At 28.1% G+C, this 23236-nt stretch carries 24 protein-coding genes; 22 read left to right on the top strand and 2 right to left on the bottom strand.

Annotated elements, in window-relative coordinates; genetic code table 11:
• Positions 1–5 precede the first annotated feature (5 nt).
• Together HW275_RS12480 and HW275_RS11065 are read left to right on the top strand one after the other, a co-directional pair.
• The gene (locus tag HW275_RS12480; RefSeq protein WP_255460099.1) at positions 6–134 is read left to right on the top strand and encodes a hypothetical protein; all 129 of its coding nucleotides are present in this window, start codon (positions 6–8) and stop codon (positions 132–134) included.
• Positions 135–409: 275 nt separating this feature from the next.
• Positions 410–1741 (top strand): FAD-dependent oxidoreductase, encoded by a 1332-nt coding sequence (locus tag HW275_RS11065; protein WP_178936610.1) that lies wholly within the window; start codon positions 410–412, stop codon positions 1739–1741.
• A gap of 157 nt (positions 1742–1898) precedes the next feature.
• On the opposite strand, the gene HW275_RS11060 is transcribed toward HW275_RS11065, so the two are convergent.
• Positions 1899–2267, bottom strand: a complete 369-nt coding sequence (locus HW275_RS11060) for a pheromone cAD1 o protein (protein ID WP_178936609.1) — start codon at positions 2265–2267, stop codon at positions 1899–1901.
• A 191-nt stretch (positions 2268–2458) separates the two neighbouring features.
• On the bottom strand, positions 2459–3370 hold the full coding sequence (locus HW275_RS11055; RefSeq protein WP_255460098.1) for a toxin-antitoxin system YwqK family antitoxin: 912 nt from the start codon (positions 3368–3370) through the stop codon (positions 2459–2461).
• Positions 3371–3610: 240 nt separating this feature from the next.
• On the opposite strand from HW275_RS11055, the gene HW275_RS11050 reads away from it, so the two are divergent.
• The 20 genes from HW275_RS11050 to HW275_RS10955 all read left to right on the top strand — a co-directional run bounded on the left by HW275_RS11050 (position 3611) and on the right by HW275_RS10955 (position 23084).
• A complete protein-coding gene (locus HW275_RS11050) occupies positions 3611–4405 on the top strand; it encodes a hypothetical protein (protein ID WP_178936607.1) in 795 nt (264 codons plus the stop codon).
• A gap of 98 nt (positions 4406–4503) precedes the next feature.
• Positions 4504–5322, top strand: coding sequence for a hypothetical protein (locus tag HW275_RS11045; protein WP_178936606.1), 819 nt, complete (start codon positions 4504–4506; stop codon positions 5320–5322).
• Between the two features lie 29 nt (positions 5323–5351).
• Positions 5352–6251 (top strand): hypothetical protein, encoded by a 900-nt coding sequence (locus tag HW275_RS11040; protein ID WP_178936605.1) that lies wholly within the window; start codon positions 5352–5354, stop codon positions 6249–6251.
• 52 nt (positions 6252–6303) lie between these two features.
• Positions 6304–7209 carry a hypothetical protein gene (locus tag HW275_RS11035; protein ID WP_178936604.1) on the top strand — a complete coding sequence of 302 codons (906 nt, stop codon included), beginning with the start codon at positions 6304–6306 and terminating at the stop codon, positions 7207–7209.
• A 242-nt stretch (positions 7210–7451) separates the two neighbouring features.
• Positions 7452–8345 (top strand): hypothetical protein, encoded by an 894-nt coding sequence (locus HW275_RS11030; protein ID WP_178936603.1) that lies wholly within the window; start codon positions 7452–7454, stop codon positions 8343–8345.
• Between the two features lie 21 nt (positions 8346–8366).
• A complete protein-coding gene (locus HW275_RS11025; RefSeq protein ID WP_178936602.1) occupies positions 8367–9290 on the top strand; it encodes a hypothetical protein in 924 nt (307 codons plus the stop codon).
• Between the two features lie 564 nt (positions 9291–9854).
• Entirely contained in the window at positions 9855–10127 is a 273-nt protein-coding gene (locus HW275_RS11020) for a DUF3644 domain-containing protein (protein ID WP_178936601.1), read from the top strand.
• Positions 10027–10329, top strand: a complete 303-nt coding sequence (locus HW275_RS12605) for a hypothetical protein (protein WP_178936600.1) — start codon at positions 10027–10029, stop codon at positions 10327–10329. Before HW275_RS11020 ends, HW275_RS12605 begins: the two co-directional genes overlap by 101 nt.
• A 344-nt stretch (positions 10330–10673) precedes the next feature.
• Complete coding sequence (locus HW275_RS11010; RefSeq protein ID WP_178936599.1) at positions 10674–12659, top strand: hypothetical protein; 1986 nt, start codon at positions 10674–10676, stop codon at positions 12657–12659.
• A gap of 2 nt (positions 12660–12661) precedes the next feature.
• Positions 12662–13318: a hypothetical protein gene (locus HW275_RS11005; RefSeq protein ID WP_178936598.1), complete on the top strand. Its 657-nt coding sequence runs from the start codon at positions 12662–12664 to the stop codon at positions 13316–13318.
• A 31-nt stretch (positions 13319–13349) separates the two neighbouring features.
• Positions 13350–14321 carry an N-acetylmuramoyl-L-alanine amidase gene (locus tag HW275_RS11000; RefSeq protein ID WP_178936597.1) on the top strand — a complete coding sequence of 324 codons (972 nt, stop codon included), beginning with the start codon at positions 13350–13352 and terminating at the stop codon, positions 14319–14321.
• Positions 14322–14534: 213 nt separating this feature from the next.
• Entirely contained in the window at positions 14535–15743 is a 1209-nt protein-coding gene (locus HW275_RS10995; RefSeq protein WP_178936596.1) for a pyridoxal phosphate-dependent aminotransferase, read from the top strand.
• Between the two features lie 135 nt (positions 15744–15878).
• Positions 15879–16631 (top strand): epoxyqueuosine reductase QueH, encoded by a 753-nt coding sequence (locus HW275_RS10990; protein WP_218975159.1) that lies wholly within the window; start codon positions 15879–15881, stop codon positions 16629–16631.
• A 375-nt stretch (positions 16632–17006) separates the two neighbouring features.
• Entirely contained in the window at positions 17007–17558 is a 552-nt protein-coding gene (locus HW275_RS10985; protein ID WP_178936595.1) for a type III toxin-antitoxin system ToxN/AbiQ family toxin, read from the top strand.
• Between the two features lie 106 nt (positions 17559–17664).
• Positions 17665–18351, top strand: coding sequence for a response regulator transcription factor (locus HW275_RS10980; protein WP_178936594.1), 687 nt, complete (start codon positions 17665–17667; stop codon positions 18349–18351).
• Positions 18344–19786, top strand: a complete 1443-nt coding sequence (locus HW275_RS10975) for a HAMP domain-containing sensor histidine kinase (protein WP_218975158.1) — start codon at positions 18344–18346, stop codon at positions 19784–19786. Before HW275_RS10980 ends, HW275_RS10975 begins: the two co-directional genes overlap by 8 nt.
• Positions 19787–19892: 106 nt before the next feature.
• On the top strand, positions 19893–20525 hold the full coding sequence (locus HW275_RS10970; RefSeq protein WP_178936593.1) for a PepSY domain-containing protein: 633 nt from the start codon (positions 19893–19895) through the stop codon (positions 20523–20525).
• Between the two features lie 286 nt (positions 20526–20811).
• The gene (locus tag HW275_RS10965) at positions 20812–21387 is read left to right on the top strand and encodes a hypothetical protein (RefSeq protein ID WP_178936592.1); all 576 of its coding nucleotides are present in this window, start codon (positions 20812–20814) and stop codon (positions 21385–21387) included.
• A 35-nt stretch (positions 21388–21422) separates the two neighbouring features.
• Positions 21423–21905, top strand: a complete 483-nt coding sequence (locus tag HW275_RS10960; protein ID WP_178936591.1) for a hypothetical protein — start codon at positions 21423–21425, stop codon at positions 21903–21905.
• Positions 21906–22712: 807 nt separating this feature from the next.
• On the top strand, positions 22713–23084 hold the full coding sequence (locus HW275_RS10955; protein WP_178936590.1) for a hypothetical protein: 372 nt from the start codon (positions 22713–22715) through the stop codon (positions 23082–23084).
• Positions 23085–23236 lie beyond the last annotated feature (152 nt).

Raw genomic sequence — 23236 nt, 5'->3', positions numbered from 1 at the left:
TTTGTATGTCTTTAGATTGGATAGATAAATACAAAAAGTATAAAAAAGATTATCACGGAGAAGATCCTAGTGAAGTTAATGAATATGACGAATATGAAGAACATCAGGATAACGATGACGAAACTAAAGAATAAAATTTGGTAAATGACACAATTAATATTGCAATTTATAATAGTAAGAATTAAATTTAGAAAAAGGCTATTTTGGAAAATAAAATTCAAAGTAGTCTTTTTATTTTAAAAGTAATTTTTATTTGAATATAAATTTGTAAAAATTTCAAAATACCATTGATTTTTTTTCAAAATATAGTATAATTAAAATAGATTGAGAAAAAAATAATTTGATTTAAAAATTATTGGAATTTGATATAAAATTTAAAATTAGAGATTGTAAAGGAGAATTAAAAAGCATGAAAGTTGTAGTAATTGGATGTACGCATGCTGGGACGGCTGCCATTGTGAATTTGAGAAAAACTAACCCTGAGGTTGAGATAACAGTGTTTGAAAGAAATGATAATATTTCGTTCTTATCTTGTGGAATTGCATTGTATGTGGGAGGAGTTGTGAAAGATCCTCAAGGATTGTTTTATTCTTCGCCTGAAAAATTGAAAGAAATGAATGTTGAAACAAGAATGAAACACGAGGTGAAAAGTGTCGACATTGAAGGTAAGAAAGTGCGAGTTGTAAATCTGGAAACTGGAATTGAATTTAACGAATCTTTTGACAAATTGATTATCACATCTGGTTCTTGGCCTATTATTCCACCAATTGAAGGAATTGACTTGAATAATATTTTGCTTTGTAAAAATTACAATCATTCAAATGAAATCATTGAAAGAGCAAAACATTCACAAAAAGTTGTTGTTATTGGAGCAGGGTACATTGGAGTGGAGCTTGTTGAAGCATTCAGAGATAATGGGAAGGAAGTTGTCCTAGTTGATGCAGAAGAAAGAATTTTGAGCAAATATTTTGACAAGGAATTTACAGATGTTGCTGAAGAATCGTTTAAACATAGAGGAATTGTAATTGCGACTGGAGAAAAAGTTGTTAAATTTGAAGGAAGCAATGGAAATGTAACAAAGGTAGTTACCGATAAAAATAAATATGAAGCAGATATGGTAATTATGTGCGTTGGATTCCTGCCAAGCACTTCATTGTTTAAAGGACAGCTTGAAATGCTGCCAAATGGAGCGATTAAAGTTGACGAATATATGAGAACAAGCAATAAAGACGTTATGGCTGCAGGAGACTGCTGTTCGGTATTTTATAATCCATTGCAAAGGGAAAGATATATTCCGCTTGCAACAAATGCTGTAAGAATGGGAACATTAGCAGGTATAAACTTACTTGAAAATAAAGTTAAGCATCTCGGGACACAAGGTACTTCAGGAATTAAAATTTATGAAAACAATATGGCTGCAACTGGATTAACAGAGGAAATTGCAAAACAAGAAGGAATAGAAGTAGAAAGCGTAATTGCAGTTGACAACTATCGTCCTGAATTTATGCCAACTTATGAAAAAGTAACATTAAAAGTGGTATTTGAAAAAAATAGCAGAAGAATTTTAGGAGCGCAATTAACTTCTAAAATCGACTTGACACAATCAATTAATACATTGTCAGTATGTATTCAAAATAAAATGACTGTAGAAGAATTGGCATTTGTAGACTTCTTCTTCCAGCCTCATTATAACAAGCCTTGGAATTTCTTGAATTTAGCAGGGTTAAATGCTTTAAAATAGGAAATATTTCTGATATGGAATAGATAAGGTAAAAAATAGATAAGATGAAAAAAGGAGCAATCTCAAAATTAATAATGAGAAAACTCCTTTTCTGTTACATTAACTTTTTAATTTTGAAAAAATGAAAATTCCACTTGTAATATTTTTATTGATTACATTACATTTTGAAATTTCCAGTGTTACCACTATTAGCCTTATTAATTAAAAAGTTTGCCATTTCTTTAAATTCTGATACTGCTTTTGCGTCTTTTCCTTTTACGGAACTTACGTTTTGGGAATTTACAAGATTTCTTGAAATTTCAAGAGCTATGTCTCTAAATGAATGTTGGCTCATTGAGAACAATTCTCCTTTTTTGTTTTTCCTGTCATATTGAGCACCGATTATTTTTCCGTCTTTAATAGTTAATTTTACGAAAGAATTCCAATTGCTGTCGTATTTTTTTTCAACGGAATAAATACCATTTTTCATTGCTGAAAATCCCAAAACATTTAGTAAAAACATTAATGTAAATAATAATTTTTTCATATTTAACACCACTTTCCAAAATAAAAATTTTTTCTTAAATCTCCTTAAATATATATTCGGATTATTTTAAATTGAATTATAAAAATTAATAAAAAATCACATATAAACTAATTTTTCTTTAATATTTCTATTTCTTTTTAAAGTCTTCCTACTATTATTATACACCATTTTCTAAAAAAATCAACTTATTTTTAATAAAATCCTTGAGTATCAGTCAAGTATCCGTCTTTGTTGTAGAAGCTCCAGTTTCCATAGGCTTTATAGTTTCTTAATGCGCCTTGTACTTTAACTTTTCCGTTATCATAATACTGGGTAAAATTGCCGTTTCCATTTACAAGTTTCATTTCACGTTCTTTTCCACCGTTTCTTGAATATCCTAAAATTTCTGTAACTAAACCATTTTGATAAGTTTCAATTAGTTTTTTTGAACCATTTTCATAATTCCAAGTCCATTGTCCATTTCTAAAGTTACGTGAATAATTCCCGTTTGAACGTAAATTTCCATTGGAATAGTATGATTTTGCTTCACCGTTTAACTGCCCATTGGCATACGTATTTTCATTTGTTACAACGCCGTTTGAAAATTTTAGTTCCTTTCCATTTTTAGCGTTGTTCACATATTCAAGAGAAGTGGTTAAACGTCCAAATTCGTCAAATTCATAACTTTTTCCATTTAATAAACCGTTTTGGTAATTTTTTAGCACTTTTGAATTTCCATTTCCGTAAAAGTCAATGTCTTCACCGTTTCTTATACCATTTACATAGTTTACTACTTTTTGTATGTTACCATTTCCATAATACAAAAACATAAGCCCATTTAATGTCCCATTTTGGTAATTTCTTACTGCTTGAGCATTTCCGCTTTCACTAAATTCAACATAAGTTCCAGTAAATGGTTGTCCAGTTTCTTTTACAGTCGCAAGGTTTCCAGAAATGACAACATCAGCAACTGTGCTGTAAGGTGAACTTAATGCACGGGATGATTGTGATAAGTACTCACTGCTTCTTTTTGGTGTAACATTTGGGGTTGCAGCTGAAGCTAGAATACTCACAGATACACATGAAAATAAAATAATCATTGATTTTTTGAATGATTTTAGCATAATAAATTTGCCTCCTTTTTCTAACATTATTTTCATTATATCAAAAATTAATTATATTTATCTTAGAATAAAAATGAAAATTTTTCCTTTATCCGATTATACAAAATAATTTTTAAAAACAAATAAAATATGTTATAATTTTAACATTAGAAAATTTTAAACTTAATTTTATAGAAAGAGGTAGTTTTGATGAATTTAAGAAATGATTTATAAGGAAAATATCTTTCCATCTGGGAATATGTGAATAACAGCTTTGATGTTTTTGGAGCATTTGTAAAAAAGCATCCTCTGATAATATTTTTTCATTTTTTATTTTCTGTTACTTTAAGTTTTTTATATTCATTTATTTTATGGACACCATTAGGAAAATTATACAAAATAACTTTACAAGGTAAAAGATACACCAGCGAGTATGATTCGTTATTTTTTCCAGTTATTATTTGTTTATTGAGTTGTATTATAGTTTCTGGAATTATTGAACTTTTTGTTGCAATTATAAGAAAAAAAATAGGATTGGAAATAGAGAACAGAATTAAGGAATTTAAAGTGTCAGAAATTATTGTTAAATTTATAATAATGGTTTTTATAAATATATTGATAGGAGCAATTATAGGAATTAGTGCGGGTATGCTTTTAAAATTTATAAATCCATTAATCCTAGTATCAGTTATTTTTTTTATTTTAAAATTAAATTTTTTATACTTTAAACAGGCATATTATTTAAGAGATATAAATATTATTGAAGCATTAAAATATAACTTTCATTTAATCAAAAGAAAAAGATTAGTAATACTAATTCCGCTAGCGATAATTTTTTTTATTGCACTTTTAGTTAATCAGTTTTATGGATTAATTTTGGAATTAATGATAAAAAATCTGCTAATATTAGGAATACTTAGTTCTATAGCTACTGGGATAATTAAAACAATTTCTGAAATTTTTGCAACTACGATTGAAAATGTTGTTTATTTGAATTTGGAATATATGGATTTGAAGAAATTGGAAGATAATAAATTTGAGGGAGAAATTTTGTAACGGTAATGGGGGTTACAATATTTTTTAATGTAGAATATGATTATTTGAAAAAGCAGAATAAAAATTTAAAATAAATTTGAAAGGAAGTGAAATAAATTATGGATTTTGAAAATTTACAAAGAGAGTTATTTGAGAGAAAGTTAAAAATGGGAGAATATTTTAAGCGGACATTCGGAGTTTTGAAGGTATTTATGAAGGAAAATGTGCTTTGGGTAATGTTTTTTATAATGGTAAATGCAGGATGGTTATTTTTAGGTGTAATTAATTCTATGTTTATGTTAAAAATTTCAATATTTGAATACATTGGAATTTTTACGATTCGTCAGGCATTAATACCGATATTTGTTAATATTTTTAGTGCAGTTGTAATTACAAACGTTGCTAAAAAAATTGAAAATGATGAAGAGAATTATAAATTTAAAAATATTTTTTTAAAATTTGTAAAATATACAGCAATATATGTGTCAGTTACATTTATACTTGGTTTTGTAGGAGATAATGTGATTTTTAAAACAGGAAATAATCAAATTTTGATGATTATTTTATCTGCAATATCGGGTATAACAAGTTTTTTATGGCTAATAATCGTATTAAATGCTCTATATTTTGTGCAAACTTATTATACTAAAGATATGAAAATAATGGATGCACTAAAGTATAATTTAAAATTATCCAAAGGGAATAGGTTAAGAATACTGATACCTATTATTATATTAGGATTTATGGAAGTTAGAATTATGGTGCCGTTTTTTAATGGATTTTTTGTTTCCCATAATGTTCCATTACCTGTTGTGTGTGGAATCTCTATTTTTTCTGGAATTATTTTAAGTTGTATAAGAAGTTTTGCAACTGTAATGGAGGTTATAATATTTTTTAATGTAGAATATGATTATTTGAAAAAGAAAAATAAAAATTAAAAATAAATTTGAAAGGAAATGAATAAATTATGGATTTTGAAAATTTACAAAGAGAGTTATTTGAGAGAAAGTTAAAAATGGGAGAGTATTTTAAACAATCATTTGGAGTTTTGAAGGTTTTTATTACAGAAAATAAATTGTTGGCAGGTTTATTAGCTGCTGCAAACATTTTTATGTTCTTTTTTAATTTTTTGCAGCAAAATATTAGTTTAGAAGTAAAAATTGCAACTCAGATTGGAGATATGGATACTATTGTAAAAAAGACTATTTTAAATCTTGTAATTTCGCTTGGAATTTTAATAATTTCAATTGGTGTGGGATTTATAAGAGCAATTATATATTCAAAAGTGACTTATAAAATAGAAGGTAGAGAAAATGAATATAAACTTAAAAATATAGCTTTTAAATATTTGAAATTTATTGGGGTATATTTCTTACTTTTAATGTGTATTGGAATTGTAGTAGCTGTATTAGTAATGTTAGGAGTTATTCTTTTATTATTAACAAGAAATGTAGAAATAGATTTTTTAAAATATCTGATATTTGGAATATTGATAGCAACATATGTGATTATTATATTGCTGCTGACATTAAATACGCTTTACTTTATACAAACTTTCTATGTGAGAGATATGACAATAGTAGACACATTTAAATATAATTTATGTTTATGTAAAAAGAATAGATTAAGAATACTAGTTCCTCTTCTTATTATAGTTTTGATAAATTGTATATTTACAATACCATTTTTCATAGGAGTATCTGTTTTTATGCCAAAATATATTGTATTTTTTATTTCAGTAGTGTCTGGAATAATTTCTGTAGTTCTGAGTTTAATTGCTACAATAATGAATATAATAATATTCTTAAATGTGGAATACGATTATTTAAAAAAACAAGATGAAGAAATGAGAAAATTGACAGAATGAAAAAATTAGTATATAATTAACAAAATATAAAAATTGAAAGGAAAAATAAATTATGGATTTAAAAAATTTACGTGAAAAGGTTTTTGAAAAAGATCTTGGAATTGGCGGGTACTTTAGTGCAGCGTTTGATTTGTTTAAAATTATTCTTAAAGAAGATAAAATGTTTGCATTTTTACAATTTGTCTTTGTATTGATGTCGTTTATTGGACTTTTAGTTGCGTATGCATTGCTTATAATGTTTCTTTATTCTGGAAATTTTGTTCTAATTTTTCTATTATATATACCAATGTTTTTCATTGGTAAGTTTGCACTTTCGATAGCTTATAGTTATTTTGTAGCATATTTTTTTAGAAAAGTTGCATTAAAGGTGGAAGGGAAGGATAACAAATTTTCACCAAAAGGAATTTTTACAAAGGCTCTTGTAATATCTGGAATAGGTGCTGGTGTACAGATAATTTTATTTGTGCTGGAAAAGATTCCTTTCATAGGCTCTTTTTTTAATTTTTTAGTAAGTATAGGGATAATAGTTATCTTCATATGGGCTTTGCTTTATTTCTGTGACGTATACTATATTCGTGATCTCGCCCTTTTAGAATCATTTGACTACAGTTTGGAATTGTCTAAAGGGAACAGGCTGAAAAAGATAATTACTGAAATAATACTTGTAGTAGGAATAGTTATAGGGCTTGTAATAATTATCTTGCCATTTTCCAATATCATAAGAAGTTTTTCTAACGGAATAGGATTATTGCCGTTAGTTATTATTTTTTCATTAATCCTTTCTTTAATTTTTTTGTACTGTCAAACCATACAAATCGTGATTTTTTTGAATGTTGAGAACAGCTATCTTCAAAGTAAAGAGGAAAACAGCAACTATAATTTTGAAAACAGGGAAGAAATTGATTATACTGATAATCAAAGTTTGGAAAATATTCAAAACGAATATGAGAATAAATAAAAGTTTTAAAATGGTGAGATTTTAATTGTCTCACTTTTTTCTTTTATTATATCTTGATGAAATATCTGTAATTTATTAGACCTGTTCGACAACTAACTATATGTGCTTATAATTTAATAAAACAAATATTCTGAAGCAAGGGGTCTTGACCCCTTGTGGAAATAAAAAAACTTAAGTTATCGAACACGTCTATTAAAATAAAAAAACAAAAATATTTAATTTATGGAAAGGAAAGTGAAATTATGAGTCTGGAAAATGTAAGAGAAAAATTAATGGAGAAAAAACTGACTACTTTGGAATATTTTGGTGTGGCTTTTGAGGCGTTTAAAGGGTTTTGGAAGGAAAATCCTGTAATGATGGTTTCAATGTTTGTATTTATGGTTGTATCAATTGTAATAGGAATTGTGCATTCAGAATTGAATGAGGAATTTCTGGTTTATTATGGGGCTAATGAAATAATGATATTATGGGCTAAAATATTTAATGTTTTAAATGCAGTCGCTTCGACAGTTTCATTTTTTGTTACAGCCTATTTTTTTAGAAAAGTAGCATTAATGATCGAAGGAAATGGAAAAAATATGAAATTAAAAGAATTGTTTTTAAAAACTTTGATACTGTCAGTCATATTTTTTGTAGCAGGGATTATTGGGAATAAGATGGAAAATTCAATAATTGGGAGTATTTTTTTAATTATATTCTCTATTGTTGTGCTTTGTGTGGCACTTTGGGCTTTCTGGTATTTTGAGGCTTATTATATTCGTAATTTCGGACTTATGGAATCAATCGATTACAGTTTGGAATTGTCTGATGGAAACAGAATTAGAAAATTTTTACCGGGATTTTTTATTGCTTTAGGAGTTCTGATTTTTATTATTATGACAAGGATATTTTTCAATGTTTTAAACATAGAGAATTTTGCAGCAGGTTTAATAATAGCATTTGTTTTTGTGATGATTTTTAGTTTATTAGCACTGTATTCACAAATTTTAAATACTGTAATATTTTTAAATGTGGAATATGATTATTTGGGAAAAAATTTGAATAAAGAATTAAAATTTGGAAGCGAAAATAAATCAAATGAGAATAATCAAATTTTGAATGATAACGAGAATAAAAATAAAGCTGATAATGGCTAGATAAAGAGAGGAAAGTAGAATATGAACTTGGAAAATATACATAGTAAGCTGGCTGTGAAGAAATTGCGGATTATGGAATATTTTGGAGTAGCATTTGATGTATTTAGAGTAATTTTGAAAGAAGATAAACTGTTTGTAGTTTTTGCATTTTTGATAATAGGGGCAAGAATTATAATGGGTGGATTAGAATATAAGTATACAATAGACATAGATTATTACAATATTTCTTGGGAACAGTTTGAGGTAATTGCAACATTAAAAAAAGTTTTTGATGCTTTGAATTTCGTGATTTTTATAATTACGGTTATTTTTTCGGGATATTTTCATAGAGTAATAGCATTGAAGATTGAAAATAGGGAAAATGAAATGGATTTAAAGGATTTTTCCCTAAAGATGTTAAATTTGATAGGGTTAATTGTTTTTGGAGAGGTTATTTTGGTGATTTTAGGATTTTTAGGAATGTTTGGGGCAATTATAGCTATGTTTTGTATTGTTATGATTTTGTGTCTGAGTGTAGGGATATTTTTGTATTTTGAGGCATATTATATTCGGGATATTGGACTTTTGGATTTAGCGGATTACAGCTTAAAATTATGTGATAAAAACAGGTTTAGAAAAATATTTCCTACGATTGTTTTTGAAATTGGAGCAATAGGAGTTTATTATGCCATTTTACAAATTTTTATAACAGATGTTTCTGTTGTTTCTGTAAAAATATTAATTTCTGTCGTTTTAGTGATTATTCTAACTTTCATTGGTATTTATACATATGCTTTGAACACAGTAATATTCTTAAATGTAGAATATGATTATTTCAAAAATCATAAAGATAGTCAGTTTAATTTTAAAAATGACGATAAAATTGAAGGAAATCCTCAAGTCTTAAATAGATTTTTGAGTAAGAATAAAGATGAAAATACTAGCAAAAGTGATGAAAATAAATAGAAATATAAGATTAAAGACAGGAAAAGTGAATTATGAATTTAAAGAGTTTACAGCAGGAATTGTTTGAAAGAAAAATAGTATTTTGGAGTAGCATTTGATGCTTTTAAAATACTTTTATACTAAACCCCATTTGAATAACGAATACATTATAAATCTTTTTAGTAGGTTAAATCTAATATTTATCTTCAAATAATTAGAATAAATATTCGCTTTTTAAACGGGGAATAGTATTAAAAGAAAATAAATTTTTGATGTTTTTCTCGTTTCTGATTAGGTTTTTTACTGTAACGTTGGTGGTTGTAGTACAGATTTTAAGATTGTATTGGAAATCGGAGGATGGGATCAGGATGTCGTGGTTGGATTGATGATAATGAGTATTATATTGTTATTGTTTAATACGATTTCTAGCTTTTTTAGATGATAACTTGGAATAAAATATAAATTAAATGGAATTTTGAATAGTTTTAATTTTATAAATTGATGGTCAGAAATGGCTGTCTTTTTTGTAAAATAACAAATAATGTAGTATAATTTATAGAAATTAAAAAATTAGAAAGGGGACAAATGGAAGAAAAAGTTATTGATTTTGTAAGTAAATTAATTGAAAAATCAACTGAAGCATTTATAATGGAGTTGGAAATTTATAATAAACCAACAATAAAATATAGGGTAGAAGGATTTAGTTTTTTTATTTGTAATGCTTGGGAACTGATGTTAAAAGCTAAGTTGTTAAAAGATGGAAAAAGTATTTATTATAAGGGTACAGGCAGAACTATTTCATTGGAATCGGCTATACAAAAGATATATACAGATAAAAACAAAAAATATCATATTTAATTATAAAAATAGTAAAGCTCATAGTGAATTTAATGAGTATACTTTAAATTTAATAATGGGTTTCTATAAATTAAAAAGAAATGATAAGTATTGTTTTGAATTTGGATATGCAAGAAGATACTCTCAACAGCTGGTGGATTTTTGTGTAGATTTGATAAACAGTAATCCGAATATTATTGAAGATTTGAGAAATAAAAAATAAGATAACCCCAGGGTCATAGGAATTCTAAGCATAAAGCCTACACCCATTCGGGAACCCAGAGCGAATCCTTCACAAGTTATCTTCTTAATGTTATTATAACATATTCAAAAAAAAGTCAACAAAAATATGGAAGAATCTTTAAATCAGAAAATTGCATTTTTTAGCTGTATAATTTTTATTTATTTAAAATTATAAATATCTTTTTTATTTAAGTTTTTAATTTTTTCATCTTTACTACGTTGTATTTTTGTCTTATCTGTGATAAAATTAGTATAGTTGAAAAAGGGTAAGTTTTAATTATAGCTTATATTTTTAGTAAAAAATTAATTTAGATAGGAGGATGTATGGGGATTTTTGATTTTTTTAAGTCTTCTGATAAAAAGAGAAATAAAAATAATAATGAAATAAATGAGAATAATATAAACGCTGACCAGTCTAATCGTCAAATTAGACGAGAAATTTATGATATTGTAAATAATGAATCGGAACTTATGGAAAATAACAGTTATTCAGATGATTTTAAGGAAATTTCTTATTATGACGAGTTTGGAAAAGAATTTAAAATGCCCAAAAAGGACTGGCTTAATAAAAAACTATATCCGTCCATAAAGAAAAACTGGAGCAACATGGACGGGCTGTATCCTATAATTCAGGATGCCTTTTCAAAGGAGCTGTACCCTGAAATAAAGGAGGCTGTGCTAAGATTTTATGCGGCTGACGAGGATTTTGAGAGAAAGCTGATCTTGCTTGGAACTTATCATATAAGAACAGGGGCTTATCAGAATGCTGTTGAGCTTTATGAAAAAAATCTGAATATTAATAATACGACAGAAGGGCTTTGCATAGCCTATGCCGAGGCATTGGAGCTTTGTGGACGGACGGCGGATTCTGAAAAAAAATATTATGAAGCACTGGAAATAAACCCAAATTCTGCAACTGCATTCAAAAAATATTTTGACATTGTGAAAAAGAGAAGCAAAAAGGAATATGAAAATAAAATGGAAAAACTGTCTGCAATAAGAGGAAACTGGCGGGCAAAAATGATGCAGGCTGTCGTTTATTTCAAAAAAGGCGACAAGGAAACTGGAAATTATTTTTTGATAACGGCCTTAAAGGAGTCTGGCTACAATTCAGAAGTGATGTATATTACGTCAAGTATTTATATTTTAAATGAGCTTTATGATGAATTTAAGCAATATGTCCTGGCATATTACAATCCTGAAAATCACAATGTTCACACTGCTTTAAATGTATTAAAATATTACAAAGTAAAAAATATGTATAAAGAAGGGCTGGAACTTTGTAAATTTACTTCAAAATTTCCTTGGATAGAGCATTATAAGAAGTTTATGCACTATGAGGATTATTTCTGGAAGTTAAAAGTGAAAACAGAAAGCAGAAACAAGCAGGAAAAGACGGCAAATCGCTTTTTTTCAACAAATAAGCCGCTGTGGTATTATGAATTTAACCATCCTGAATTCATGTTAAATCAGAATAGGCGTGTAAAACCAAATATTCTTATTTTGACATTTACATCAATTGGGGAAAAATCGGAACTGGCTGAAAATCTTGCAGTGTCATTGCCTTTATACTTAAATGAAAATTTACATTATAAGACAAACTTGAATTATCAGCTGGCAATCGCTTATAACAATGAAAATCTTTTTGTGTCGAAAAAGCGATACAGTACAGATTATATGAAACTGATAAGACAGCAAAATAATAATTTGAATTTTGTGCTGACGGGGAACATTCTGAAAATGCCTAGTGTTGAAAAATATGAAATTGAGATTTATTTATATGACACGTTTAATGAGAAAAAGTCAAGCTTGATTAATAAAATTTATGATGAAAATACGATTTATAATGTTCAGAATGATCTGCTAAAATCAGTAAGCAACTTTTTTGAAAGGGATTTTGCAATAAAATATGAAAAAAATTTGGACAATTTGATTTTATTTTCACCAAAGATGAAATTTCTGATTCAAAGCAAAGTCCACAAGGAACACCAGTCGTGGCGGTACAAAAAACTGCTTTCTGATCAAATTGACGTGGTGCTGGAAGACAGAAATAATGACTTGAAAAAAATTAACTTACTGGAACTTCTGTATGAAATAAAACAGACAAACAGCCAGTTGCTAAAATTCCAAAAACCAATCATTTACAGTATGAATATTCATGGTATTTTTGAAACGCAGACACTAAAAATACTTGCACCAATTATATTCAAGATATATGATGATGACGTTAATTTTCAGGCTAATATAGAAGCCTTGAACATTACGGATTCAAATTATTTGAGCTGGATAAATAAATTTTCGGGAGAATAATTATGTTTTTTTATTATAAAAAAATATTGGCAATAATAATATCCTTTTTTTACATCCTTGTAAACTACAATTTTTACAATTCCATCTATCACGAATACACGAATGACAAGATTTTCCATATAACGCTGTGGCTTGGAATTGTGGAGGCGCTTTTCTGGATTATGCTGCTTTATTCCGTTTTTTATCTGGAAAACAAGAATATTAGCAACAATTTAGATGGAAAAAGCAGGGAAGCTGTTGAACTGGAGGAAAGAAGGGATATACGTGATTTATTAATTTGTTTTGCAATATTTCTGACAAGTTTAATTTGTGTAAATATCTCACGTGTCATTTTACAAAGTTCGCCATACATGAATGATGTTGTTTCAACAGTAAGTTCATATGTTTTATTTTTTGGCGGAACAAGAGTTTTATTCATTTTTTCAACAATAGTGTTTATTTTTATTGCGGTAAGCAGAAGAAATGTATTTTTAATTTCCATTTCAGTATTAAATATGGGAGTTTCGGTATTGATATGGCTGGATTTTGATGCAGATATTACAGCGATTATGAGAATTATCATTGCCATTTTGGCAATTGCTTATTATATTCTTTTAAAGAACACTATAAAATACAGTTTTAAGCAAACTGGTAATCCAAAACTTGAAAACATTAAATAGTTTTACTATAAATAGAAGGAGGACAAGTATAATGAAAAAAAATATAACCAAATTATTATTATTGGTGTCAATCTTGTCAGTTGGAAGTATTTTGAATGCCCATAACAAAGATGTTTCCACTGATGTAAAAAAGCCGACAATAGATATACGTATCGATGGAAATGGGCAAGTAAAAAAAGATCAGACTGATGGCAATAGCAGAAGCAGTAACAGCGGCAACAATAATAAAACAGGAAGAGGTGGAACTCAGACAATCAAAAATTCAGCGGGTTCAGTAACAGTGGATTCTTCTTATACATCAAAAGGGCAAAATTATAGACAAAGATTTATAATTTTACATTATACAGCGTTGAACAGGGATAGTTCTCTTCGAGTCTTGACAACTGATGAGGTAAGTGCCCACTATTTAATCTCAGATAATAAAAATGATCCTGTTTATTCACTTGTAGATGAAAACAGAAGAGCGTGGCACGCTGGATTAAGTGAATGGAAAACAAGTAAAAATTTAAATGACAGTTCAATTGGGATTGAAATTGTTAACAATGGAAATACAAGTGGAAATTTTGAGCCATTTAAGAATTTTCAAATTAAGGAAGCTGCCGTTCTTGTAAGATATTTGGCAGATAAATATGAAATTCCTGCAACGAATATTTTGGGACATTCAGATATAGCCCCTCAAAGAAAGCCTGATCCAGGTCCATTATTCCCATGGGAAGAGTTATATAGAAAATACAATTTAGGAATGTGGTATGAGAATGACAGAAAATCAGCATATGAAAATGAATATGCAAACACATGGAATACATTGCCCGCTGCAACCGTGCAGGCAGAATTTAGTAAATTTGGATATTCTATCAATACAACAGGAAAATGGGACGAACAAACTAAAAATGTAATAAAAGTATTCCAGTATCACTTCAGACCAGCAAAATATGACGGTAAACTTGATTTGGAAACTTTTGCAATCTTAAAGGCATTAAATGAAAAATATAATAATAAATAATTAATTAAGGGGCTGTCTCATAAAGTAAATAAAATTATTAAATCATAAATTTTATAGATTTTACTATATTTATAAAATCAGTAAAAATAATATCTGTTGATTTTTAAAAATATATAACATTTATGTTAGTAAAATTATTTTTGACTTATGAGACACTCTCTTTTTAAAAATTATGTTTAAAAAATTTACAGTAGGGAAGGAAAAAATTACAATATGAAAAAATTTTCAAATAGAGTTTTGAATATGCACTATTCACCAATTAGAAAATTAGTGCCGTACATTGATGAAGCCAAGAAATCTGGCGTGAAAGTGTACCAATTACACATAGGGCAGCCTGATGTGGAAACGCCAGATACGTTTTTTGAAGGGTTAAATAATTACAAGGAAAAAATCGTTAAATATACAAATTCGGCAGGAATAATTGAATTGAGGGAATCATTTTCAAAATCTTATGCAAAAGTAGGAATTGATATTTTGCCTGAGGATATATTGATTACTCAAGGTGGAAGTGAGGCTATTCAAATTACATTGCAGACGATTTGCAATCCAGGAGATGAAGTTCTAGTTCCTGAGCCATATTATACGAATTATGACAGTTTTTTGAGAATCGCTGATGCAAAATTGGTTCCAATTGAAACTTCCATTGAAAATCATTATCATTTGCCTGAAAGAGAAGAAATTGAAAATTTAATCACTCCAAAGACAAAGGCAATAATGTTTTCAAATCCAAGCAATCCTACTGGGATTGTCTTCAAAAAAGAAGAAATGGAATTAATTAGGGATATTGCAATAAAACATGATTTATATATTATTACTGATGAAGTTTACAGACAGTTTATTTACGACGAGGAAATTGAAAAAAGTTATCAGTCGTTTATGTCAATCCCTGAAATTGAAGACAGAGTAATTTTGGTTGACAGCATTTCAAAACATTACAGCGCATGTGGAGCGAGAATAGGAGTTATTGCCTCAAAAAACAGGGATTTTATGGCACAGGCGCTAAAATTCTGCCAAGCAAGGTTATCAGTGTCAACAATTGAGCAATATGCAAGTACAAACTTGATAAATACATTGGACACTTATATCGATAATACAAGATTGGAATATAAAGTAAGACGGGATATGATTTATAACAATATCATAAAAATACCGGGAGTTATAACATATAAGCCAAGCAGCGCATTATACTTAATTGCAGAACTTCCAGTAGATGATATTGAAAAATTTGCAATCTGGCTATTAACAGAATTTAGATATGAGAATCAGACATTATCATTTGCTCCAGGACCTGGATTTTATACAACGCCAGGAAAAGGTACGAAGGAAGCGAGATTTTCTTTCTGCACACATAACTTGATTGAAATTGAAAACGGAATGAAGGTATTAAAAAAGGCATTAGAAGAGTATAATAAAAGAAAATAGTTTTAAAAATTTTTGTAGACTTGTTTAATAATTCAAAATTATGGAATTTTTTTGTGATTATGAAAGCAAGTCTAATTTTATAATAAATTTAAAAGGATTTGAACATAGCTTAAAAATGGGAGAGAAATTAATTTGATGAAAAACAATGAAAATATTGAACAGATGGAAAATACAGAAAGTACAGAAAGCTATATTGAAAGGGATATAAAAAACGCAAAGGAAATTCTGGAGAGAATGAATCCTAATCAGAAAATTAATTATCATACAATTTTGACAAAATTGATTTCAGATTGGGAAAATAAGCATATTCGTCCTAAAATACTGATTCATAGCTGCTGTGCACCTTGCAGTACCTATACGCTGGAATTTTTAACACAATATGCGGATGTGACAGTTCTGTTTGCGAATAATAACATTCATCCAAAGGCAGAATATGAAAAAAGGGCCTTAGTACAGGAGGAATTTATTAAGAAGTTCAATAAGCGTACTGGAAATAATGTCGGATTTATTGAGGATGAATATAAGCCGATGGATTTCTATAAGGCTGTGAAAGGGTTAGAAAATGAAAAGGAGGGTGGGGCAAGATGTACAGTCTGTTTTCAAATGAGGCTTGACATTGTGGCAAAAAAGGCTCAGGAATTGGGATTTGATTATTTTGGTAGTGCCTTGACATTAAGCCCGCATAAGAACAGCCAGCTTATAAACACATTGGGACTGGAAATTCAGGAAATTTTTGATGTAAAATACCTGCCATCTGACTTTAAGAAAAATAACGGATACAAACGTTCAGTTGATATGTGTGCAGAGTATGACGTGTATAGACAATGTTATTGCGGCTGCATATTTGCTGCGATGGATCAAGGGATTGACTTGAATGAATATAAATAGGGGTTGGAGAGATTAAAAAATTTAATTTGTTAAAAAATGGTGAGAAAATTAAAAATTTGTCTTGAAAAATAAACGGAAATATAGTATAATTTATTTAAGGAAATAATTGACAAAATTAGGTATTAAAAAATAGACCTTAAAGGAGCGAGAAGCCTAAATCTTCCTAAACGTAAGTTAGGTATTAAAAAATAGGCACGAATAGGAGCGAGAAGTCTAAATCTCCCTAAATGTAAATTTTAGGTATTAAAAAATAGGCACGAATAGGAGCGAGAAGTCTAAATCTCCCTAATTTTGTTTATTTTAGTTATAAAGTATTTTTAAAAGACGGTATAAATACAAAATATCGTCTTTTATTATTATAAAAGGAGGTTAATTATGAGAAAGAAAAAAGGAGAGGAGCTATATTTTGTAACTTTAACTTCTAGTTATTTGTCATACTTAGGTAGTTATGAAAGTAAAGTGTCAAAAAAAACAGACAGGCCTTTTATTGGAGTTATATTAAAAGTTGAAAATAGAGAATATTTTGCTCCGTTATCTTCTCCTAAAGAGAAACACAAAAAAATGAGAGAAACTATGGATATTATAAAAATAAAAAATGGAAAGTTGGGAGTAATAAATCTTAATAATATGATACCAGTTTTAAATCATTATAAATCAATGGTTAAAGTCAATTTGAGCATGTTGAAAAAAAGTGATAATATTAATGATAAAAAATATTATTTACTTTTAGACAAACAACTAAAATTTTGTAATGAAATCCATCAAGAAATTTTTGAAAAAGCTCAAATATTATATGATACATTTTCAAAAGACTTTTCAGAGTTAACAAAAATTGAAAGAAAAATGTATGGAAGAGTAAATAACTTTAAAGTTCTGGAGTATGCTTCAAAAGAATTTGAAAAGGAATACATAACAGAATCACTTTAAAACTAAATTTAGAAAATAATTAATTTAATAGGTTGATGTTAAATGAATTTGAATAAATGGAAAATATTTAATTGGAAATAAAATAACGAGAACGAGGATTTGGAAAATGAGAATTTTGATAGTAGAAGACGAGAGAATGATAAATGATATTATAGCTAGAACGCTAAGAAAAGAGAATTATAGTGTTGACAGCTGTTTTGATGGGCAAGAGGCGCTTAACTATATTTTTTCTGCAGAATATGATGTGCTGATATTGGATATAATGCTGCCTAAATTGGATGGGTTTGAAGTGTTGAAGAGAATACGGAATAAGGGGATACAGACGCCAGTATTGTTCCTTACTGCGAGGGAGAGTGTTCAGGACAGGGTAAAAGGGCTGGATTATGGAGCTGATGATTATTTGGTAAAGCCGTTTGATTTTGAGGAGCTGCTTGCACGTATCCGTGTAATACTTAGAAAAAATAGCATAAAGTCTGATTCAGTAGGAAATGTTTTTAAGATAGCCAATCTTACAGTTGATTGCAACATGCATACTGTATTTAGGGATGAAAAGAAAATAAAGTTGTCTCCAAAAGAATTTTCGATATTAGAATATATGATAAGAAATAAAAAAAGAGTTATTTCAAAAGATAAAATTGAGCAGCATATTTACGATTTTGATTCTGAAATAAACAGTAATGTAATAGAAGTGCATATAAGACTTTTAAGAAAAAAAATTGATACAGATTTTACGCCTAAATTAATTCATACTATAAGAGGTGTGGGATATGTCCTGAAGGAAGAAAATGAATAATGATGTTAATAAAATAAACAATAAAATTAATTACAATAAAAAAAGAATTTCAATGAAAACAAAAATTACATTATGGTATACAGGCATGATAGTTATAATTGTATTGTGTTTTTTGGGGGCAATGTTTTATATCAGTTCTATCGCTGTAAGAAATTCTGTTTATAAAAGGCTTAAAACGACAGTGGAAAAAATAAACAAGAGTATTGAGCTTGAAGATGGGGAGTTAATAGTTGACAATAATCTGAGTGTTATAACTGATGATATTTTTATTTCAATTTATGATAAAAATCTTGATTTTATATATGGTAATACAAATATTGATTTGGAAATTTCAAAAAATCCTACTGAAAGCAACAAATTAAAGATAGTAAAACAGGCTAATTCAAATTCTAAATGGTATGTTTATGACATAAGGAAAAATCTTGATGGGCATGGGGAAATACTAATTAGAGGAATTACACCTTTTTCCAGCCTTGAAAAAAACATAGAATTAATTATTTTAATATTTATTGTTATATTTCCGTTTTTAATAATTGTTTCCATTTTAAGCGGGAAATTTATAACAAAAAAATCTTTTAGTCCAATTGAGCAAATAGTCAAAACTGTTAATAAAATTTCAAAGGGAGATGATCTTTCTCAAAGAATTAATTTACAAAGTGGAGAAAGGGAAATTTATGATCTGGCTGAAACTTTTGATCAGATGTTTAATCGCTTGCAGGAGGCATTTGACAGGGAGACCCAGTTTACGTCGGACGTTGCTCATGAATTAAGGACTCCGCTTTCGGCAATTCGTATGCAAAGTGAATACAGCTTGAAATATGTGAATTTAAATGGGAAACAGAGGATAATACTAAAAAACATCTTGGAAAAATCTAAAAAAATGTCAATTTTAATTTCTGAATTGCTTATGCTTGCCAGAATGGATAAAAAAAATCAGAAGCTTAATATCAAAAACGAAAATTTAAATGAAATTATTCAGTTAGTTATTGAAATAGAAAATAATTATGCTAAAGAGAAAAATATTAAAATTATTTACGATAAAAATGGAGATATTTTTGCGGATGTTGACAAGGATATGCTTACACGAGTTTTTATTAACCTTATTTCAAATGCCATTACTTATGGAAATGAAAATGGAATAATAAAAATAATTTTAAATAAAATGGAAAATGAATCTGAAAATGCAGATTTGAAAAATTCAAATAAAATAAAATGTGAGATTATTGATGATGGAATCGGAATTTCAAGTGAACATATTAATAAAATATGGAATCGGTTTTATCAGGTTGATTCTTCCCGTTCCAGCGATAATTCAGGACTTGGGCTTTCTATTGTAAAATGGATAATAGAAGAGCATAAGGGGACAATTACGGTAGAAAGTGAGTTAGGAAAAGGGACAGTTTTTACCTTTTATCTGCCTGAAAAAATTTTGTAGTACATAACTAAAAAGGTTGTTTTAATCAATATCGAGGTAAATTTGTTGAGAAAGGAAGAAAATGAAAGCACTATGAAGAAGAGTAACGCCGGTTTTAATTTTATCAATGCTGCCTGCTTCAACTGGCATAAATTTATATTCTGCAGAAATAAAGGCTGTAACAATTAGAAACAACAAAGTAAAAATAAATTTGGAAAAAGCCAAAAAAATTGTTTTTGAACATTCAAAAGTACATTCAAATAATGTAAAATTGACAAAACTTATTTTGGAAAAAGAAAACAAAAAATATATCTATGCCATTGAATTTTATTACAGAAATAAAAAATACAGATATAATGTTGATGCAAATACAGGAAGGATAATTGCACATAGTTCCAGTGAAAGACTTGTATCTGATTCTTACTGGAATATAATGTTACCAGCACCGGCACCTATACCAGAATCAAATAATCCTGATGAAACTGCCGCTATAGCCTCAAATGATACTACAGTTAGGAAAGAGGCTAATAATTATTATGGTAAATCTGCTGAAAAAGAAAAAAATGTGGAAGATATGATTTTAGAGAAACTGAAACAAGATGTTTACGATGACTTGGAAGATGCTTCATTTGAGGAAGTTATTCTTGTAAATGTCGAAAAATCAATCTATAAAGGGACAATAAAAGTAGGTTATGTAGAGTATAATTTTAAAGTTAATTTATCTGCAGGTAAGATTTTAAGCTGGAAATTAAAAAAATAGAATATAAAAAGATAAAAATATTTAGATTTATTAAAAATTTTAAGTTAAATTTAAGGTTAATTTGTTAAGATATACTTGAATCTTTTTAAATTTAAACATATTATAATTTCTGAGCCAGGTTTATGATAAGAAAGCTGGTAATTATTATGAAGAAGAAAGCAAGAAAACTATTTGTATTGGTTATGGCAGGCTTACTTTTAAAAATGGGAATATAAAAAATGTATTGAATATTATATGATAAATTAATTGTAATAATCAAAAATTAAAATGAAAGTGAGTGATAAAAATGTTAAAAAAATTAGGAATAGCTATATTAATTGTAGCAAGCTTAGGAGTTGCAGCAAATAAATCAAAAGTAGGCAAAGTTCAAAAAACAGTTAAAGAAAACAATCAGGTAAATACAAAATTAAGTAATGAAGATAAAAAAGCAGTAAATACGGCAATAAACTTTATGAATGAATATATACGAATTAAAAATCCTGATGAGTTCAGCAAATGGTTTGCAAAAGCTCCAATTACAGAAAAATTTAGAAAAGAATATTTAAGAAGAAATAAGCATATAGAGTTAAGCGAAAAATCACTTGAAGGGAAATTAACTTCTGATGAAGAGAAATTTTTGAAAGAAAATAAGGATATTGATTATGAACATGATGCTTTACTAGGATCAGGAATAACAGATATAAGGGATGAAAGTGAATTTCAACTGAAAAAATATGATTCCAACTCTAAAACAGTTCTTTTGAAAGATAAATATGAGAAAGAATTTGTTTTAGATGGTAAAAAAAATTATCAAGGCGGGACAGAAATAACATTGAAACTTGTGAAGCAAAATGGAAAATGGTTAATTGATGAAGCAAAATAAAAACTGAATTTTAATAAAATAGAGGAGAATCAACTATGAAAAAAATCTTATTATTTATAATGATGCTGCTGTCAGCAACAGTATTTGGAGAAAAAGTTACGAATAAAATTAATTTTGAAATTTCGCCAAAAGAATTGAAAAAAATTGTGAAAAGTGAGCCGTTGTCAAATTCACATGATAATGGGAATTACGCTGTTTATTACTATGCAAACGTGGAAGATCCGTTAGGTGTAAAAAGAAATCTAAATAGTTTTGCTTTCTCTGAAAACAAGTTATTTTCATCAATTTTTGATTCATCTACAACAGATGAGGAACACACAAAAATAATCGAGGATTATAAAAAGAATGCAAGCAAGTTTTTAAAAGAAAAATTGAATAAAAAAGAACGTGCCGGGGGATTGCTGCTATATAATTCAAAAAAGGCAATTGAAATATACAGGATGATGGATCATACTTTTATAAGTATTTATCTTTATGCTCCTGAAAAATTAAAGGACATCTTGAAAAATTATGAATAATTATATTTTCTAAGTTAATTTAATAGACCTGTTCGGCAACTTTCTCTAAAGAACAATATCAGGGTATAATAATACTAGTGAAGAAAATGATAAATAATATTGAAAGAATTAAAAAACTCAAAGAAGAAAACTATCAGAAAATTTTTGGTATCAAAAAAATACTTTTGACAAAATGCTAAAACTTTTGAATGAAACATACAGAATTGAATATTTAAGAGACGGACATCCGTCAAAGATGTTTGTCCTTTGACAGGCTTGTAATTATGCTTTCATATTACCATGACTATAGAACTATGGAAAATATTGCCTTTTAATACGGTGTTGCAAGAAGTACCATCTGTGAGTGTATTAAATAGGCTGAGAACATACTGACAAGGAGCGAGGTTTTCCTTGCCTAAAAAAGGGAGCTTGTCAGAGACACCAAGATAGAAGTTTCCGTACTCCTATGTCCTGTACAGCTATAACATTCCTAAGTATAAATCAGAATTCTTTTATAACAGAGATGTAATACATGTAGAATATCCTCCAACGAAATTTCGGTTTGAAGGAGGAGATAGGTTAATATGGCCTCTTGAATACGAAGCTTTAAAAGATATTCCATTTTTTAATAAAACAACAAAATCAAGATTATTACTTGAAATTATTGATTACTATGGATTAAGGCCGTATTTATGGAGCAGTCTCATATATGATAAATCCAAAGGAAATGACTTTGAAAAGATAGAAAAAATATTAAAAAAACATGGTATAAAATATGATAAAAAAGTACCAGTTGGAGTTTCTGGAAGAACATGGGTATGCGGCACAATGCTCAAAGAATGGAATCACGAAAGTTTTGAAAAAAGTTTGATAAGTAAAAATACAGTATTAACAGTAATAGATGAAGAATGTGGAAATCAAATAGTGGAAGGGAAAGTAGAAAGGCTGAAAATGTATGGCAAAAAATTAGAGGAATATTTTTCAAAGCCTAGAAATTTTGAGGAGATAGACTGGTATGAGTTTATGAAATTTAATAATATTCATCCTATTATAACAATTTATGTAGGATATTTTTCGAAAGAAAAAATTGAAAAAATCAGAGATGAAATAAAGCCATATTATAATCAAAAAGATTTCACAATTCTGTTTTGTTATTGGGTAGATAATGGTAATGGATATGATGAAAAATATGTTTGGTAAAAAATATAATTAAAAAAAATAGGCTCAAATTTCTTGTACTAACCTATGAGAAATTTGAGTTTTCTGCTAACTATCTGCAATATTTCATAGCAAAGCGGCTCTACTAATAATCTAAAGCTGTTTTAATTGAAAAACACACGGGCATACAAGAA

This window comes from Leptotrichia sp. oral taxon 223 (assembly GCF_013394795.1).
GTDB lineage: Bacteria > Fusobacteriota > Fusobacteriia > Fusobacteriales > Leptotrichiaceae > Leptotrichia.
This window is presented reverse-complemented; position numbering and strand designations above follow the sequence as displayed.

Excerpts from the sequence above, each read along its gene's own strand:
- HW275_RS12605 (WP_178936600.1), top strand. The coding sequence starts at position 10,027 with ATGGAAAAAGTATTTATTATAAGGGTACAGGCAGAACTATTTCATTGG.
- HW275_RS11025 (WP_178936602.1), top strand. The coding sequence starts at position 8,367 with ATGAACTTGGAAAATATACATAGTAAGCTGGCTGTGAAGAAATTGCGG.
- HW275_RS10985 (WP_178936595.1), top strand. The coding sequence starts at position 17,007 with ATGAGAAAGAAAAAAGGAGAGGAGCTATATTTTGTAACTTTAACTTCT.
- HW275_RS11035 (WP_178936604.1), top strand. The coding sequence starts at position 6,304 with ATGGATTTAAAAAATTTACGTGAAAAGGTTTTTGAAAAAGATCTTGGA.
- HW275_RS11005 (WP_178936598.1), top strand. The coding sequence starts at position 12,662 with ATGTTTTTTTATTATAAAAAAATATTGGCAATAATAATATCCTTTTTT.
- HW275_RS11065 (WP_178936610.1), top strand. The coding sequence starts at position 410 with ATGAAAGTTGTAGTAATTGGATGTACGCATGCTGGGACGGCTGCCATT.
- HW275_RS10970 (WP_178936593.1), top strand. The coding sequence starts at position 19,893 with ATGCTGCCTGCTTCAACTGGCATAAATTTATATTCTGCAGAAATAAAG.
- HW275_RS10975 (WP_218975158.1), top strand. The coding sequence starts at position 18,344 with ATGAATAATGATGTTAATAAAATAAACAATAAAATTAATTACAATAAA.
- HW275_RS10980 (WP_178936594.1), top strand. The coding sequence starts at position 17,665 with ATGAGAATTTTGATAGTAGAAGACGAGAGAATGATAAATGATATTATA.
- HW275_RS10955 (WP_178936590.1), top strand. The coding sequence starts at position 22,713 with ATGCTCAAAGAATGGAATCACGAAAGTTTTGAAAAAAGTTTGATAAGT.
- HW275_RS11030 (WP_178936603.1), top strand. The coding sequence starts at position 7,452 with ATGAGTCTGGAAAATGTAAGAGAAAAATTAATGGAGAAAAAACTGACT.
- HW275_RS11060 (WP_178936609.1), bottom strand. The coding sequence starts at position 2,267 with ATGAAAAAATTATTATTTACATTAATGTTTTTACTAAATGTTTTGGGA.
- HW275_RS11010 (WP_178936599.1), top strand. The coding sequence starts at position 10,674 with ATGGGGATTTTTGATTTTTTTAAGTCTTCTGATAAAAAGAGAAATAAA.
- HW275_RS11040 (WP_178936605.1), top strand. The coding sequence starts at position 5,352 with ATGGATTTTGAAAATTTACAAAGAGAGTTATTTGAGAGAAAGTTAAAA.
- HW275_RS11055 (WP_255460098.1), bottom strand. The coding sequence starts at position 3,370 with ATGCTAAAATCATTCAAAAAATCAATGATTATTTTATTTTCATGTGTA.
- HW275_RS11000 (WP_178936597.1), top strand. The coding sequence starts at position 13,350 with ATGAAAAAAAATATAACCAAATTATTATTATTGGTGTCAATCTTGTCA.
- HW275_RS11020 (WP_178936601.1), top strand. The coding sequence starts at position 9,855 with ATGGAAGAAAAAGTTATTGATTTTGTAAGTAAATTAATTGAAAAATCA.
- HW275_RS10990 (WP_218975159.1), top strand. The coding sequence starts at position 15,879 with ATGAAAAACAATGAAAATATTGAACAGATGGAAAATACAGAAAGTACA.
- HW275_RS10995 (WP_178936596.1), top strand. The coding sequence starts at position 14,535 with ATGAAAAAATTTTCAAATAGAGTTTTGAATATGCACTATTCACCAATT.
- HW275_RS11045 (WP_178936606.1), top strand. The coding sequence starts at position 4,504 with ATGGATTTTGAAAATTTACAAAGAGAGTTATTTGAGAGAAAGTTAAAA.
- HW275_RS12480 (WP_255460099.1), top strand. The coding sequence starts at position 6 with ATGTCTTTAGATTGGATAGATAAATACAAAAAGTATAAAAAAGATTAT.
- HW275_RS10965 (WP_178936592.1), top strand. The coding sequence starts at position 20,812 with ATGTTAAAAAAATTAGGAATAGCTATATTAATTGTAGCAAGCTTAGGA.
- HW275_RS10960 (WP_178936591.1), top strand. The coding sequence starts at position 21,423 with ATGAAAAAAATCTTATTATTTATAATGATGCTGCTGTCAGCAACAGTA.